The following is a 14,485-nucleotide window of genomic DNA, read 5'->3' on the forward strand; positions in this document are numbered from 1 at the left end:
GTCAGGGCGCAGCCGGTGCGCAGCCGCAGGACTCCCGGAGGAGCAGCTCCCCGCGGAACAGCGTGTGGTGCGCCTTGTCGGGCGTGAAGTCGATGATGGTGTCGATCGCAGCGCGGGCCATCTCGCGGACCGGCTGCTTGAAGGAGGTGAGCCGCGGGACGCTGAACGCCGACTCCGCGGTGCCGTCGTAGGAGATGATCCGCAGGTCCTCCGGGACCCGGAGCCCGAGGTCGGCCGCGCCGCGGAGGACGCCGATGCCGAGGAGGTCCGAGCCGGCGAAGACGGCGTCGGGCCGGTTCGGGGTGTCCAGGAGCATCCGCGCCGCCTCGATCCCGCCCTCGCGGGTCCAGGTGGTGGTGACCACCGGTCCGGGCTCCAGGCCGATCTCCTCGATCGCCTCGGCCCAGCCCAGCACCCGCGGGTCGGTGGTGTCCTGCGAGCTCGCGCCGATGACGAGGCCGACGGAGCGGCAGCCGTGCACGTCGGCGAGGTGCTGGACGACGGTGCGCGCGCTGTGGCGGATGTCGACCCCGACGCTGGCGGCGCCGTCCGCGGGATGGAAGGCGTCGATCCACATCACGGGGACGGGGATCGAGTCGAGGGAGGAGCGGTCGCTCGCGTGCCGGACGCTCGAGAGCATCACGCCGTCGACCCCGCGCTGCGCGATCTCGTCGAGCAGCCGCACCTCCGTCTCGAGGCTCTCGTGCGAGTTGGCGATGAGCAGCGCGTAGCCGCGCTCCGTGGCCGCGATCTCGAGCTGCAGCGCGTACTCGGAGAAGAACGGGTTGCTCACATCGGCGACGATGAGGGCGAGGGTGTGCGTCCGGCCGGTGCGCAGGGCGCGAGCGGTGGAGTTCGGCCGGTAGCCGAGCTCCTCCATCGCCGTCCGCACGCGCTTCGCCGTCTCGGGAGTGACGTGCTTCGCCCCCGTCATCACGTAGCTGACGACGGCCGAGCTCACCTGCGCCCGCTCCGCGACGTCGTTGCGGGTCGGGCGCTTGCGGGGGGTGGTGGTGTCCGGCACGGGGTCTCCTCGAGTAAGCGACGATCGGCGGAGAGGGGGACAGGATCGCCCCCTCTCCGCCAGTCTGGCCGAAGCGCTACTGGAACAGCGCGTTCACCTGATCGTTCGCCGACGACAGGGAGGACGGGTCGGCCTGGCCCTCGAACACCGCGTCGACCGCCGGCTGCATGATGCCGTTGATCTTCGCCGCGTTGTCGGAGATCGGGAAGAGGAACGTGGTCCCCTCGTCGACCTGCCCGGTGAAGGCCGTGACGTCGATCCCGCGCTCCGCGAAGGCGGCCTGGGCCGCGTCCGAGCCGGAGGGGATGGCCGGGAAGACGACGCCGGCCGCGCCGATGACGTCCTGGCAGTCGGCGGAGGCCATGTACTCGACCCACTTGGCCGAGGCGGCCTTGTTGTCCGAGCCGGACCAGATGGAGTCGGCCAGTCCGTTGAACATCGTGGCGCGCGTGCCGTCGGGGCCGGTCGGGGTCGGCGCGGTGCCGACCTGGATGTCCTTGAGGCCGTAGAAGGAGTTGATGTTCCACGAGCCGTTGGTGATCATCGCGTACTTGCCGGCGCCGAAGGTCTGCGTCGAGTCGCTGCCGGTGACGGCCGCGAGGGAGGGCATGTAGCCCTCGTCGATGACCTTCGCCATCCAGCCGATGGTCGCCTGGAAGCGCTCGTCGTCGTAGTTGTACTTCGTGCCCCAGGGGTTCTTGTCGGTGTAGCTCCAGCCGGTGGTGCCGGCGTACATCGACCACTGGGTCTGGCCGTTGCCGCCGCCGGACTGGCCGTCGAGGCCCAGGCCGTACACGGCGACGCGGGTCTTGTCGAAGCCGGCCTCGTCGCCGCGGACGCCGTTCACGTCGACGGTGAGGTGCGCGATGGCCTTCTCGTAGCTGCCGCCGTCGTCCGGGTTCCAGTCCAGGCCGGCGATCTGGTCGGCGGTGTAGCCGCCGTCCTCGACGAGGGCCTGGTTGTAGAAGATCGCGGTGGTGTCCCAGTCCTTCGGGAGCCCGTAGCGCTCGCCGTCCTCGCCGACCCAGAGGTCCGCGAGGCCCTTCTGGTACTGCGAGACGTCGACGCCGTCCTTCTCGACGACGCCGTCGAGCGAGACGACCTGGCCGTTGTTCACGAAGTCCGCGAACTTCGAGAGGTGGTCGGTGAACACGTCGGGGGCCGTGCCGGCGACGAAGCCGTTGGTGAGCTTCGTCCAGTAGTCGTCCCAGGAGTACTGCGAGATCGTGACGCTCACGTCCGGGTTCGCGGTGTGGAAGTCGTCGGCGCACTGCTGGTAGGCGGCCTTCTGGTTGTTGTCCCAGAGCCAGTAGTCGATGGTGCCGGAGGCGGAGCTGGTGTCGATGTCGGCGCTGTCGCCGCCACCGCTCGCTGCGCCGCCGGAGCCCCCGACGCAGCCGGTGAGTCCGAGGGTGAGGACGGTGGTGCCGGCCAGGACGGCGGCGGATCGTCGGAGGATGCGGGTCATGGTGCTGGTTCCTGTCTGCTGCTTCATTGCACGGGAGGGAAGGGAGGGGGAGAGGGAGGAAGGGGAAGGGGAGGAAAGAGGGGAAGGGGAAGGGGGCGGAGAAGAGGGAGGGGGCGGAGAAGGGGGAGGGGGCGGAGAAGAGGGAGGGGCGGTCACTTCACGCCCGAGAAGCCGATGGAGTCGACGATGCGACGGCCGAAGGCGAGGAAGAGGAGGAGGACGGGGATGGCGGCGACGACGGTCGCGGCCATCAGTCCGGCCCAGTCCGGGCTGCCGCCCGGGGTCTGCGAGCGGAAGACGCCCAGGGCCACGGTGAGCACGCGGCTGTCCTCGGTGTTGCCGGCGAGCAGTGGCCAGAAGTAGTCGTTCCAGGTGTTGATGTAGGTGAGGATGCCCAGGGTCGCGAGCGGCGCCGTGCTCATCGGCACGATGAGGCGGAAGAAGATCCGCAGCTTGCCCGCGCCGTCGAGCTCGGCCGCCTCCTCGATCTCGCGGCTGATGCCGAGGAAGAACTGGCGGAGGAAGAACACCGCGAAGGGGGTCATCAGCAGCGTCGGCAGCGAGAGCCCGATGAAGGAGTTGAGGAGCCCCAGATCGCGCATCAGGACGAAGTTGGGCAGAGCGGTGAAGATCGGCGGGACCATCAGCGCGGTGAGGAAGAGGAAGAAGACGGCGTCGCGGCCGGGCCAGCGCAGTCGCGCGAAGGCGTAGGCGGCCAGGGAGCAGAAGAGCAGCTGGCCGAGGGTGACCAGGGTCGCGTAGGCGACCGAGTTGCGCAGGTAGAGCCAGAAGTTCACGGAGGCGCCCGACCCGCCCTCGGCGAGGGCCTGCTCCTGGGTGGAGAAGCCCAGGACGCGGGCGAAGGCGCCCCAGGTGAAGTCGACGGGCAGCAGCGAGGTCGTGTCGCTGGCGAGGGCGTTCCCGGTCGAGAACGCGGTGCGCACCATCCAGAAGAACGGGAAGAGGGTGACGACGAGGGCGAGGATCAGCGCGATCCAGGCGATGACGCGGCCGAGGGAGGGCCGGCGGGCCGGTCGGGTGCGCGCGGGGACGGGCGCGGCGGACGCGGCGGCGGCGGGATCGAGGGCGACGGGAGCTGCAGTGGACATCGGCGTTCCTTACGCGAGGTCGGACTGGTCGGCGCGCAGCAGCCGGAGCTGGATCAGCGCGACGCCGGCGAGGATGACGAGGAGGACGACCGAGATCGCACTGGCGTAGCCGAAGTCGTTCTCGCCGAAGCCGACCTGGTAGATGTAGTACTGCATGACCCTCGTGGCGTTGACCGGGCCGCCCCGGGTGGTGACGGCGACCGTGTCGAAGACCTGGAACGAGCCGGTCACGGTGACCACGAGGACCAGCGCGAGCACCGGCCGCAGCAGCGGCAGGGTGATCTTCCAGAACGACCGCCACTCGCTCGAGCCGTCGATCGCGGCCGCCTCGTAGACGTAGCTCGGGATGAGCTGCAGGCCGGCGAAGACCAGCAGCGCGGTGTAGCCCATGTGCCGCCAGACGTTGACCAGCGCGATCGTCGGGATCGCCCAGTTCGAGTCGGCGAAGAACGGGATCCGGGTGAGCCCGAGGTTCTCGATGACGCTGTTGACGAGGCCGAGCTGGTAGTCGAGCAGGAGGAACCAGATCATCGCCGCGATGACGTTCGAGATCAGGAAGGGCAGCAGGATCGCCCCGCGGATCACCACGGACTGGGTGAGGCGGTGCATCAGGACGGCGAGGCCGACCGCGACGACCGTCTGGACGACGATGTTGATCAGGACGTACTCGAGGGTGACGCCGACCGAGTTCCAGAACAGCGGGTCCTTCGCCAGGCGGAGGTAGTTGTCGAAGCCGATGTACGACGGCGCGCTCATCAGGTTGTAGTCCGTGAAGCTGAGGTAGATGCCGCGGATCGTCGGGACGACGTAGAAGGCTCCGAAGCCGACGGCCGCCGGGAGGATGAACGCGAGCGCGACGAGCAGCTCGGAGCGGCGCGCCCGGCGCCGGCCGAGCGACATCGTCGGGCGGATCCGGACCGCGTCGGCGCCCTGGCGGGTGCGCCCCTCGCGGAGAGCCGTCATCGTGCGCACCAGGTTCGTCGCGCGTTCGACCGTCGTGAAAGCAGCAAGAGATGACTCCTTCGTCATTGTCCGAGCAGGTGAGGAGGCGCCCGTTCCGCGGTGCGGGGGAGCGTGCTGCGAAGGAAGCTACACGAGTAACCGGGAAGAATTCAACTGTTGAATGATTGTTCTTACATAACTACAGTCGGGCTCGGCTCCGAGCAGTGCTGCCGGGTCGGAGAGAGAGCATCATGACGATTCCGCCCGTGGATCCCGCACGCATCGCCGTGCAGATCGACCCCGACGGCGCCTTCGCCGACGTCCGAGGCTCGGGCGTCCGCGTCCACCTCGTCGAGACCGGCTCCGGCGGTCTGCGGGTCGAGGTCGGAGCCGTCGCCGCCGTCTCGCGGGTGCGGCTGCGCTGGGCCGCGGCGATCCCCGAGGACTGCCTGGTGCTCGGGGACGCGTGGGAGCGCTCCTACGGCGAGCTCGAGTGGCGCGGCGTCCGCGCCGAGCGGGTCCTGCCCTGGACGGCCCTCGTGCACCACCCGCGCACGGGCACGACCGACGGCTGGGGCGTCGAGGTGGGCGGCGCCTCGCTCGCCTTCTGGCAGGTCGACCGGCGGGGAGTCACGCTGACCCTCGACCTGCGCAGCGGCGGCGCGGCGGTCGTCCCCGGCGACCGCGTGCTCACCGCGGCGATCGTGCACGTCGTCTCCGGGAGGGAGGGCGCGTTCGCCGTCCAGCGGTCGCTGCTCCGCCGGCTCTGCCCCCAGCCGCTCACGACGGGCGGGCCCCTGGTCGGCGCGAACAACTGGTACTACGCCTACGGGCGCGACTTCGGCCTCGCCGCCGTCGTCCGCGACGCGCGCACCATCGCGGACCTCGTCGGCGACCACGCGGTGCGCCCGTTCGGAGTCGTCGACGACGGCTGGAGCTCCGCCGGGACGGCCGACGGCCTCGCGGCCTCACCGGGTCCCTGGCGGGCGGGTCGCCCGGACCGCTTCCCCGACATGGCCGAGGCGGCGGAGGCCGTCCGCGCCGAGGGCGTGCGGCCGGGGGTCTGGTTCCGGCCGCTCCTGACGCGCGAGGAGCCGATCGAGGGAGTGCGGGCCGGGCGGGACGGGGCGCTCGCCCTCGACCCCAGCTCGCCCGCCGTCCTCGAGCTCGTCGCGGAGGACACGGCCCGCCTCAGCGCCTGGGGCTTCGAGCTGATCAAGCACGACTTCTCGACCTACGACCTCCTCGGCTCGTGGGGACCGGACTTCGGCGCGGCGCCGGGCTCCGGGCCCGCGCTGCACGACCCCTCCGTCACCACGGCCGAGGCGCTCGTGCGCTTCTACGCGACGGTGCGCGCGGCGGCCGGCGAGGCGCTCGTGCTCGGCTGCAACATCGTCGGGCACCTCGCCGCCGGGCTCGTGCACGCCCAGCGGGTCGGCGACGACACCTCCGGCCTGCACTGGGACCGCACCCGCCGCGTCGGCGTCAACGCGCTGGCGTTCCGCCTCGCGCAGCACGACGCGTTCTTCACCCTCGACGCGGACTGCGTGCCCAGCACGACCGCCACCGACTGGGCGCTGAACCGCCGGTTCCTCGACCTCATCGCCCGCAGCGGGACCGCGCTCTTCGTCTCCGTCGATCCCGCGACGCGGACCGACGCCGTCGACGCCGACCTCGCGCAGGCGCTGCGGCTGGCGCTGGACGGCGGCACGCCCGGGGGAGTCGCTCCGCTGGACTGGCTGCACTCGCCGACGCCGTCGCGGTGGTCGGCGGGCGACGACGTCCTCGAGTACGACTGGGTCGGCCCGGACGGTGCCGACGCCTTCGAGCCGTTCCTCGCCGGGAGTCCGGACCCGGCACTCTGAGCGGGGGGGGCGGGCACGGCGCCCCCCCCCGCTCCGTGCGTCAGACCCGTGCCGACGCCGGGAGCGGCTCGCCGACCGCGACCGGGGCGTCGCCGTGGTCGGGGATGGGCAGTCGGGCCCCGTTCTGCCGGGCGGACTCCATCGCGACGAGCCCGGGCAGGGTGTACCGAGCGGCGACCCAGGCGTTCACGGTCGGCAGCGTGCCGGTCGAGACGGCGCGGACGAAGTCGTCCACCAGGAAGTGGTGCGAGCCCTCGTGCCCGTTCGGCGCGCCCTCCAGCTCACCGGGGAGGCGTGCGGCCTCCTCCTCGTGCACCGGTGCGTGGCCGCTGACGAAGGCGGCGCGCAGGGCGGGCGAGACGTTCTCGAGGCGCGGGTCGTCGTCCGCCATCGTCGCGGTCGTGGCGAGCTGCTCGGTCACGTCCTCGACGCCCTCGCCGGTCTGCCAGACGCTCGTCTGCACGAGCTGCTCGAAGACGCCGGTGGTGCCGAAGAAGCGGAAGCGGCTCTCGCGGAGGAAGGACGGGTAGCCGACCCGGCGGAACTCGTTGATGCGCATGGAGCCGCCGCCGTCGAGCTCGAACAGCGCCGTCATGTTCGAGAAGTCGTTGCCGAACATGCTCACGTCGGTGTCGAAGACCCCGTCGTCGAGGTGGTCGCGCATGCCCGTGCAGCTCACGCTGGTCGCGTGCATCGGCACAGCCCCCAGCACGCCGCCGATCGAGTGGGTCGGGTACCACATCGGCGGGTAGCTGGCGGTCGACTTCCAGTCGTCGCCGCCGCTGTAGCGGTAGGCGTCGTAGAAGCCGTGGTCCATGTCGTGGAGGTAGTCGCCCTCGAGGTAGAAGACCCGGCCGAAGGCGCCCTCCTCGTGCTTGCGCCGCGCGAAGACCGTGGCCGGGTTGTACTGGCTGGTCTCGCCCATCATGTAGGTCAGGCCGGTCGCGGAGACGAGGTCGATGATCTCCGCGATCTCGTCGGCGTCGCTCGCCATCGGGACGGCGGAGTAGACGTGCTTGCCCGCGCGGAGCGCCCGAGCGACCAGGGGTCCGTGGGTCCAGCGCTGCGTGAACAGGGCGACGGCGTCGACCGCCGGATCGGCGAGCATCGCCTCGAAGCTCTCGTGCGTCCCGGCCAGTCCCTCCGACTCGACGAGCGTCTCCGCGCGGCCGTCGAGGACGTCGGTCACGGTGATCGCGCCGACTCCGGGGTGGCGGTGGAAGAGATCGGCGAAGTGGCGGCTGAACTGGCCGGCGCCGACGATTCCGAGGGTGAAGGTCATGATTTCTCCTTAGAGCCGACGACGATCGGTGGCGCGGCGGACCCAGTTCAGCACGCGGGTTTACTCGTGTCAATAACATGGAACACGAGAAGACCGGAGGGCGCGGAGCGGCGCAAGAGCGGAGCCGCGGAGGAGCCGGCCCGCGACCTAGGTCAGGTACTCGACGTCGTCGTACTGCACCGCGTCGTCCGGCTCGAACTCGTCGACCGGCACGTCCTCGTGCTCGAGGATGACGGCGACGCCGGGGGAGACGAGCACGCAGACCTCGCGGTCGCCCGCGACGATGAAGCTGACCATCCCGCCGCGCTCGCGCACGGCCTCGACGAGCTTCTTCTCCAGCTCCTCGGTGTCGAAGGAGAGGGCGAGCAGGAAGCGGCGGCCGTCGATGCTGAGGCTGGTGCGGCGCGTTGTGGCGGCCGGCGTCGGCATCCCGCGCCGCTCGGAGCCGGGGGTGACGGCGCGCACGCGCATCGGGGAGGCGTGCATCCGGATCACGGAGTTCATTCGGGATCCGGCCGGGACTCGTGGTGGCGGAGACCGTGCGAGCGACGGTCCTCCTTCATCTCGGACTCGAAGAGGTGGCGGCGGCCGGCGGCGAGCTCGTCGCGCGCGGCGCGCTCCTGGTCGCGGAAGGCGGCGTAGTAGCCGTCGTCGTAGTCCTCGACGATCTGGAACGTCCAGCGGCCCTCGATGACGTTGCGGCCGACCAGCTCCTTCTCCAGGGTGTCGGCCACCGCGTCGCGCCCCGCCTCGCGGAAGGCGTCGACCGCCTCGCCGAGCGCGAGGTCCGCGGCGCCGGTCAGCCGGTGGAAGCCGTAGAGGAGCCCGCGCGCGTGCTCGACGGTCTCGAGCGCCTCGGAGAGCTTGCCCAGCGCAGCGACGGTGGCGTCGTCGAGACCGTCCGGACGCAGGTGCGCGGAATCGGGGTGGTCGTGTGAGCTGGTCATCTCCGAGAGCTTAGGCCGACCGTATTCCGCTGTGACCCCCTTGCGCCGCCGGCCGGAACCGGTCGTCCCGCGGCTGAGCGGTCTCGAAGGCGGGCGTTCAGGCGCGGCGGATCGGCGCGAAGCCGTCGGTCTTTCCGGGGTCGTGGAAGTCGCGGACCAGCCGGGCGACGAGGTCCGGCTTCTCCACGATCACGCCGTGGCTGGCGCGCGGGACGACGGCCAGCTCGGCGTCCGGGATCGCGTCGTACATCGCCAGGACGTGCTCGAAGCGGATCTCGTCGTCGTCGCCGAAGAGGAGGAGCGTCGGCACCGCGAGGCCGCGGAGATCCGCGGTGGTGAGCTCCGGCTCGGTGGCGTGCAGCGCGTCGAGCTTCGCGACGACGGTGTCCCAGTGCGCGGCGCCGTCGGGCGAGACCTCGGCGTAGCCGTCCCTCAGGAAGTCGGGGGCCTCGCCGTCGAGCACGCCGGGCAGCCAGCCGTCGCGGTGGAAGACGCCGGAGGAGAAGACCAGGCTCGCCACGAGGTCGGGTCGGCGGAGGGCGACGTGCAGGGCGACGATCGCGCCGTCGCTGTGGCCGAGGAGGTGCACGGGGACGCCGGGCAGCGACTCGATCAGGGCGATCGTGTCGCGCGCCATCGCGGCGAAGCTCAGGGGAGCGTCGGTGTCGGCCGTCCGGCCGTGCCCGCGCTGGTCGGGCAGGTGCAGCGTGTAGTCGCCCTGCAGCTCCGCCACCAGCGGCTCGAGCGAGCGCGAATCGGTGCCGCCCGGGTGCAGCAGGACGAGGGCGGGGCCGTCGCCGACCCGGTGGCTGACGAGCGGAACGGTGTCCTCGATCATGCGGCGAGCGTAGCCCCGCGCTCGCGCAGCGGGAAGGATCGCTCGCGCGGCGGGACGGCGCGCCGTCAGCGGGCGGGGACGCGGACCGGGAGCGCGACGAGGCGCACGTCGCGCAGCTCGCCGTCCTCGGCGACCGCGGTGAGGTAGGTGCAGGCCGGCTGGCGGCGGCGGTCGGTCGGCGAGCCGGGGTTGAGCAGCCGCATCCCGGCCGCGGTCCGCGAGTCCCAGGGGATGTGGCTGTGGCCGAAGACGAGCAGGTCGGCGCCGGCGTGGGCGGCGTCGGCGCGCGCCTCCCGGCCCGCCGCGGGGCCGGTCTCGTGCACGACGCGGACGTCGAGCCCGGCGATCTCCGCGCGGGCGACCTCGGGGAGGCGCGCCCGGAGCCCGGCGGGATCGTTGTTGCCCCAGACGCCGAGCAGACGCGCGGCCCGGGACTCGAGGGCGTCGAGCGCCGCCTCGTCCACCCAGTCGCCGGCGTGCACGACCAGGTCGGCCTCGTCGACCGCCCGCCAGACCTCGTCGGGCAGCGCCTTCGCGCGCTTGGGGAGGTGGGTGTCGGCGAGCAGCAGCAGCCGCACCGGGCCCTCGAGCCGCAGCGTCGGCGCGGCGGGTCGCCCGTCCGGCATCAGAGCGCGGGGCCGGGGGTCGGCTCCACCCCGCCGTCGGCGCCGGGCTCCTCGGCCGTCGCGGAGTCGCGGAGGCGGGCGTCGAGCGCGTCGAGCGCGGGGACGAACCACAGGTGGTCGCCGCGGTTCGACTCGACGACGAAGTCGTGCAGGGTGCTCGAGGCCGAGACCTGCTCGGTGATGTCGCCGACGACCACGAGCCGCTTGCCGTACATCACGAATCGCTGCACGAACTCGCCGGCGATGCCGGAGCGGAGCCGGAAGAACTCGGGATCGAGGCGGCCGACCGGGACGACGATCGTCTCGGCGTCGCTGCCGTAGATCTCGCCGATGACCGCGAGCGCGTCCTCCGAGGTGGAGAGGGCGGGCCCGTCGTCGTCGACGAGGAGGAGGGGGACGCCCTGGCGGGTCTCGGTGCGCATGGACCCAGCCAACCACGTCACTCCGTGCACGTCACTCCGCGCGGAACGAGCGCAGCCGGAGGCTGTTCAGCACCACGAAGACGCTGGAGAACGCCATCGCGGCCCCCGCGACCAGCGGGCCGAGCAGGCCGGCCATCGCGAGCGGGATCGCCGCCACGTTGTAGGCGAAGGCCCAGAACAGGTTGCCCCGGATGATGCCCAGGGTCCGCCGGCCGAGCCGGAGCGCGTCGGGCACGCGGGCGAGGTCGTCGCCGACCAGGGTGACGTCGCTCGCCTCGATCGCCGCGTCGGAGCCGGCGCCCATCGCGATGCCGAGGTCGGCGGCGGCGAGGGCGGCCGCGTCGTTCACGCCGTCGCCGACGAAGGCGACCGTGCGGCCCTCGGAGCGCAGCCGCTCGATCACCGCGAGCTTCTCCTCCGGCAGCACCTCGGCGATCACCTCGTCGAGGCCGACCGCGGCGGCGACGGCCGACGCCGCGCGCGGGTTGTCGCCGGTCAGCATCAGCACGCGGAGCCCCCGGGAGCGGAGCGACGCGACGGTGCGCGCCGCCTCGGGCCGCGGCTCGTCGCGGAGGACGGCGAAGCCGCGCAGCTCGCCCTCCCAGCCGATCCCGACGACGGTGCCGCCGTCGGCCGCGGCCTGCTCGGCGCGGGCGGCGAGGTCGCCGGGTGCGTAGCCCCACTGCTCGTCGAGCCAGCGCAGGCGCCCGGCGACGACGAGACGGCCGTCGATCCTCGCGCGGACTCCGAAGCCGGCGCTCGCGCGGAACCCGGTCGCCTCGGGAACGCTCAGCCCGCGCTCCTCCGCGCCGCGCACGATCGCGGCGGCGAGGGGGTGCTCGGAGCCGCGCTCGACGGCCGCGAGCAGGCGGAGCGACTCGTCGTCGCTCGCCGCCGCGACGGTGAAGGCGCCGGTGGTCAGCGTGCCGGTCTTGTCGAGGACGACGGTGTCGACGCGGCGGCTCGTCTCGAGCACCTCGGGTCCGCGGATCAGGATGCCGAGCTGCGAGCCGCGGCCCGTGCCGACGAGGACGGCGGTCGGTGTGGCGAGGCCGAGCGCGCAGGGGCAGGCGACGATCAGCACGGCGACGGCGGGTGAGACGGCGGCGGCGAGGTCCGCCCCGGCGAGCAGCCAGCCGACGAGGGTCGCCAGCGCGAGCAGGACGACGACCGGCACGAAGACGGCGGAGACGCGGTCGGCGAGGCGCTGCACCCGCGCCTTGCCGGCCTGCGCCTGCGAGACGAGGCGGCCCATCCGCGCGAGGGTCGTGTCGGAGCCGACGCGGTCGACCCGGACGGTGAGCACGCCGTGCGCGTTGAGCACGCCGCCGGTGACGACGGAGCCGGGGCCGACCTCGACCGGCACGCTCTCGCCGGTCAGCAGGCTCGCGTCGACGGCACTGGAGCCGTCGAGGACGGTGCCGTCGGCGGCGACGACCTCACCGGGCCGCACGCGCAGGCGGTCGCCGACCGCGAGGGCGGCGGCGGGGACGCGCTCCTCGGAGCCGTCGGCGGCGACGCGGGTCGCCTCCTTCGCGCCGAGCTTCAGCAGCGCGCGCAGCGCGGCGCCGGCGTCGCGCTTGGAGCGGGCCTCGAGCCAGCGGCCGGCCAGCACCAGCACGGGAACCGCGGCGGCGACCTCGAGGTAGATCTCGTCGTGGCCGGAGCGGGTGCCGAGCAGCTCGAACGGCATGCTCATCCCGGGTCGGCCGGCGTCGCCGAGGAAGAGGGCATAGAGCGACCAGGCGAAGGCCGCGGTGGTGCCGAGGCTGATCAGGGTGTCCATCGTGGTCGTCCCGTGCCGCAGCGCCCGCCAGGCGGTGCGGTGGAACGGCCAGGCGCCCCAGACGGCGACGGGCGCGGCGAGGGTGAGGCAGAGCCACTGCCAGTTCGCGAACTGCAGCGCGGGGATCATCGACAGCAGCACGACCGGGGCGGCCAGCAGAGCCGAGACCGTGAGGCGGGTGCGCAGGACGCGGCGCTCGGCTTCGGCGGCCTCCTCCTCGCGGGACGGGGCGCCGTCGTCCGTGCCTCCGTCCGTGCCGTCGTCCGCCGCGGGCGCCGCTCCGGAGACCGTGGCCGTGTAACCGGCGGCCTCGACCGCGGCGATCGCGTCGGCGGCCGTGGTGCCCTCGGGCAGCGCGAGCGTGGCGCGCTCCAGGGCGAGGTTGACGCTCGCGCGGACGCCGGGGAGGGCGTCCAGGCGGCGCTCGACCTTGGCGACGCAGGACGCGCAGGTCATGCCGCCGATGGCGAGCTCGAGCTGGGCGGGTGTCTCCGTGCGGCCGGTCGCGGCTGCGTCGGCCACGTCAGGCCAGGGGCGCAAGGCGGTACCCGGCGTCGGCGACGGCGGCCGCGATCTCCTCGCGGCCGAGCGGACGGGAGGAGCCGACGGTGACGGTGGAGACGCCGTCGGGGAGGAGGGAGATGTCGACGCTGTCGACCTCGGGGTAGGCGGCGAGCTCCTCGGTGACGCTGCGGACGCAGTGCTCGCAGGTCATCCCGGCGACGCCGAAGCTCTGCACCGAGGCGCCGCCCGCGGCGGAGCCCTGCCCTGACGCGTGCGCGGAGTCGTGGCCGCCGCAGGCGCAGGCGCCGCCCGACCCGCAGCCGCCCCCGGACCCGCCGACGGCTCCCTTGGCGGTGAGTCCGAGATCGAGGTGCGCGGTCATGCTGTTCTCCTTGCGTGGGGCGGGGGACCCGGCGGAGGGATACCCCCCGGGGGTACTCCCATCGTAAGCCCGTCCGCGCTCGCGGGCAAGGCGGAGGCGGAAGGCGGGAGAATCGACGGAGGAGCGCCGCGGTCCCGAGTGCTCCGGGGGAGGGGACATGGCCGCCGCACCGACGCCCGACTGGGGCGCCCCGCCGCCGCACGCCTCCGCGCATCCGCTGCCCTCCGATCCACTGCCCCCGCGGCGCCGCTTCGAGCCGACCGCACTGATCACCTCGCCGGCCGAGGTCCGCCGGGCGCGGGGCGCGCTCGCCGCGCAGCTGCGGCAGACGTCCCCGGCGAACCGGCGGCGGCTGGCCGAGTTCGCGGCGGTCGCCGACGGGGTCGCACTGCTGCGCGGCCGCGAGTTCGACCGGGCGCTGCGGCGGATCGCGGCCCCGGCCGCCGCCGTCGCACCGGACGCCACGGGCGTCGTCACCCTGGGTCCGGACGGACCGGCGCTCGCCGGGGAGCGTGCCGACGCCCTGGCCATCGCGGACTGGAGCGACGTCCTCTCGGTCGAGGTCGGCACGGTCGCGCACGGCGCCTTCCGCGTCCGCGCCGTCGTGCTCGCTGTGACGGCGGCACGGCCGGAGCGGGGCGCCGCCGCGGGCCAGGGCTTCCGCGGCCTGGTCTCCGAGGCGGCCCGCGCCTCCGCCGCCGCCCTCGCCGCGCGGGCGCGCCGCCGCGTGCTGGTGCCGCTCGTGGTCGCCACGCCGGGGCCGCTCGGCTGGACCGTCGCCGACGACCGCACCTTCCTCCTCGCCCTCGACCGGGTGCGCCGCGCGCACGGCGCCCGATGAGGGCCCGGCTGCCGTTCGCGCTCGCCGCTCTCGGCGCGCTCGCGCTCGGGCTCGCCCTGCGCTTCCTCCTGGCCGGCCTCTTCGCTGACCTCGCCGGCAGCGTCCTCTACGTCGTGCTCGTCGCCCTGCTGGTCTGCGTGCTGCTGCCGCGGATTCCGGCGGTGACCGCCGCGGGGATCGCCCTCGCCTGGTCGATCGCGATGGAGCAGCTCCAGGCGATCGGGGCCGCCGCCCGCCTGGTCGAGCTGTGGCCGCCGCTGCGCCTCGTCGTCGGCAGCACCTTCTCCTGGCTGGACATCGCCGCGTACGTGCTCGGCGCGGTGGTCGCCGCCGCCGTGCTGATCGCGGTGGCGCCGCGCGCGCGGTTCGAGCGCGAGGAGCCGGAGCGCGAGGATCCCGGCCGCGAGGGGCCGGGCCGCGGGGATCCGGGGGAGCTCCGCCCGTAGGGT

At 73.4% G+C, this 14,485-nt stretch carries 15 protein-coding genes; 3 read left to right on the forward strand and 12 right to left on the reverse strand.

Annotated elements, in window-relative coordinates:
- Position 1: 1 nt before the first annotated feature.
- From EDF36_RS09480 to EDF36_RS09500, 4 genes are all read right to left on the reverse strand, one after another.
- Positions 2–1,024: a LacI family DNA-binding transcriptional regulator gene (locus tag EDF36_RS09480; RefSeq protein WP_123732793.1), complete on the reverse strand. Its 1,023-nt coding sequence runs from the start codon at positions 1,022–1,024 to the stop codon at positions 2–4.
- Between the two features lie 76 nt (positions 1,025–1,100).
- The gene (locus tag EDF36_RS09485; RefSeq protein WP_123732895.1) at positions 1,101–2,492 is read right to left on the reverse strand and encodes a sugar ABC transporter substrate-binding protein; all 1,392 of its coding nucleotides are present in this window, start codon (positions 2,490–2,492) and stop codon (positions 1,101–1,103) included.
- 152 nt (positions 2,493–2,644) lie between these two features.
- Positions 2,645–3,601 (reverse strand): carbohydrate ABC transporter permease, encoded by a 957-nt coding sequence (locus EDF36_RS09495; RefSeq protein ID WP_123732794.1) that lies wholly within the window; start codon positions 3,599–3,601, stop codon positions 2,645–2,647.
- 9 nt (positions 3,602–3,610) lie between these two features.
- Positions 3,611–4,501 (reverse strand): carbohydrate ABC transporter permease, encoded by an 891-nt coding sequence (locus tag EDF36_RS09500; protein WP_123732896.1) that lies wholly within the window; start codon positions 4,499–4,501, stop codon positions 3,611–3,613.
- 308 nt (positions 4,502–4,809) lie between these two features.
- Between EDF36_RS09500 and EDF36_RS09505 the strand changes: the two genes are divergently transcribed.
- Positions 4,810–6,408: a hypothetical protein gene (locus EDF36_RS09505; RefSeq protein WP_221181635.1), complete on the forward strand. Its 1,599-nt coding sequence runs from the start codon at positions 4,810–4,812 to the stop codon at positions 6,406–6,408.
- A gap of 40 nt (positions 6,409–6,448) precedes the next feature.
- Here EDF36_RS09505 and EDF36_RS09510 read toward each other — a convergent pair whose 3' ends face one another.
- From EDF36_RS09510 to EDF36_RS21785, 8 genes are all read right to left on the reverse strand, one after another.
- Positions 6,449–7,690 carry a Gfo/Idh/MocA family protein gene (locus tag EDF36_RS09510; protein WP_123732795.1) on the reverse strand — a complete coding sequence of 414 codons (1,242 nt, stop codon included), beginning with the start codon at positions 7,688–7,690 and terminating at the stop codon, positions 6,449–6,451.
- Positions 7,691–7,837: 147 nt separating this feature from the next.
- Positions 7,838–8,194: a hypothetical protein gene (locus EDF36_RS09515; protein WP_123732796.1), complete on the reverse strand. Its 357-nt coding sequence runs from the start codon at positions 8,192–8,194 to the stop codon at positions 7,838–7,840.
- Positions 8,191–8,637 carry a hypothetical protein gene (locus EDF36_RS09520; protein ID WP_123732797.1) on the reverse strand — a complete coding sequence of 149 codons (447 nt, stop codon included), beginning with the start codon at positions 8,635–8,637 and terminating at the stop codon, positions 8,191–8,193. Before EDF36_RS09520 ends, EDF36_RS09515 begins: the two co-directional genes overlap by 4 nt.
- A 97-nt stretch (positions 8,638–8,734) precedes the next feature.
- Positions 8,735–9,475: an alpha/beta fold hydrolase gene (locus EDF36_RS09525; RefSeq protein ID WP_123732798.1), complete on the reverse strand. Its 741-nt coding sequence runs from the start codon at positions 9,473–9,475 to the stop codon at positions 8,735–8,737.
- A gap of 65 nt (positions 9,476–9,540) precedes the next feature.
- Complete coding sequence (locus EDF36_RS09530) at positions 9,541–10,101, reverse strand: metallophosphoesterase (RefSeq protein WP_221181636.1); 561 nt, start codon at positions 10,099–10,101, stop codon at positions 9,541–9,543.
- Positions 10,101–10,523 (reverse strand): DUF4180 domain-containing protein, encoded by a 423-nt coding sequence (locus EDF36_RS09535; RefSeq protein WP_123446650.1) that lies wholly within the window; start codon positions 10,521–10,523, stop codon positions 10,101–10,103. Before EDF36_RS09535 ends, EDF36_RS09530 begins: the two co-directional genes overlap by 1 nt.
- 31 nt (positions 10,524–10,554) lie before the next feature.
- Positions 10,555–12,831, reverse strand: coding sequence for a cation-translocating P-type ATPase (locus EDF36_RS09540; protein ID WP_260300647.1), 2,277 nt, complete (start codon positions 12,829–12,831; stop codon positions 10,555–10,557).
- A gap of 1 nt (position 12,832) precedes the next feature.
- Positions 12,833–13,195 carry a heavy-metal-associated domain-containing protein gene (locus EDF36_RS21785; RefSeq protein WP_123705391.1) on the reverse strand — a complete coding sequence of 121 codons (363 nt, stop codon included), beginning with the start codon at positions 13,193–13,195 and terminating at the stop codon, positions 12,833–12,835.
- Between the two features lie 157 nt (positions 13,196–13,352).
- Between EDF36_RS21785 and EDF36_RS09550 the strand changes: the two genes are divergently transcribed.
- A complete protein-coding gene (locus EDF36_RS09550; protein ID WP_123732799.1) occupies positions 13,353–14,036 on the forward strand; it encodes a hypothetical protein in 684 nt (227 codons plus the stop codon).
- The gene (locus EDF36_RS09555; protein WP_123732800.1) at positions 14,033–14,482 is read left to right on the forward strand and encodes a DUF2809 domain-containing protein; all 450 of its coding nucleotides are present in this window, start codon (positions 14,033–14,035) and stop codon (positions 14,480–14,482) included. The genes EDF36_RS09550 and EDF36_RS09555 overlap by 4 nt, the downstream gene beginning before the upstream one ends.
- The last annotated feature ends 3 nt before the right edge of the window (positions 14,483–14,485 follow it).

It is taken from the genome of Rathayibacter sp. PhB152, assembly GCF_003751395.1.
Lineage (GTDB): Bacteria > Actinomycetota > Actinomycetes > Actinomycetales > Microbacteriaceae > Rathayibacter > Rathayibacter festucae.

What these genes read in the sequence shown, in the direction of transcription:
- EDF36_RS09555 (WP_123732800.1), top strand. Translation starts at nt 14,033, where the DNA reads ATGAGGGCCCGGCTGCCGTTCGCGCTCGCCGCTCTCGGCGCGCTCGCG.
- EDF36_RS09495 (WP_123732794.1), bottom strand. Translation starts at nt 3,601, where the DNA reads ATGTCCACTGCAGCTCCCGTCGCCCTCGATCCCGCCGCCGCCGCGTCC.
- EDF36_RS09530 (WP_221181636.1), bottom strand. Translation starts at nt 10,101, where the DNA reads ATGCCGGACGGGCGACCCGCCGCGCCGACGCTGCGGCTCGAGGGCCCG.
- EDF36_RS09520 (WP_123732797.1), bottom strand. Translation starts at nt 8,637, where the DNA reads ATGACCAGCTCACACGACCACCCCGATTCCGCGCACCTGCGTCCGGAC.
- EDF36_RS09535 (WP_123446650.1), bottom strand. Translation starts at nt 10,523, where the DNA reads ATGCGCACCGAGACCCGCCAGGGCGTCCCCCTCCTCCTCGTCGACGAC.
- EDF36_RS09500 (WP_123732896.1), bottom strand. Translation starts at nt 4,501, where the DNA reads ATGTCGCTCGGCCGGCGCCGGGCGCGCCGCTCCGAGCTGCTCGTCGCG.
- EDF36_RS09485 (WP_123732895.1), bottom strand. Translation starts at nt 2,492, where the DNA reads ATGACCCGCATCCTCCGACGATCCGCCGCCGTCCTGGCCGGCACCACC.
- EDF36_RS09515 (WP_123732796.1), bottom strand. Translation starts at nt 8,194, where the DNA reads ATGAACTCCGTGATCCGGATGCACGCCTCCCCGATGCGCGTGCGCGCC.
- EDF36_RS09550 (WP_123732799.1), top strand. Translation starts at nt 13,353, where the DNA reads ATGGCCGCCGCACCGACGCCCGACTGGGGCGCCCCGCCGCCGCACGCC.
- EDF36_RS09510 (WP_123732795.1), bottom strand. Translation starts at nt 7,690, where the DNA reads ATGACCTTCACCCTCGGAATCGTCGGCGCCGGCCAGTTCAGCCGCCAC.
- EDF36_RS21785 (WP_123705391.1), bottom strand. Translation starts at nt 13,195, where the DNA reads ATGACCGCGCACCTCGATCTCGGACTCACCGCCAAGGGAGCCGTCGGC.
- EDF36_RS09525 (WP_123732798.1), bottom strand. Translation starts at nt 9,475, where the DNA reads ATGATCGAGGACACCGTTCCGCTCGTCAGCCACCGGGTCGGCGACGGC.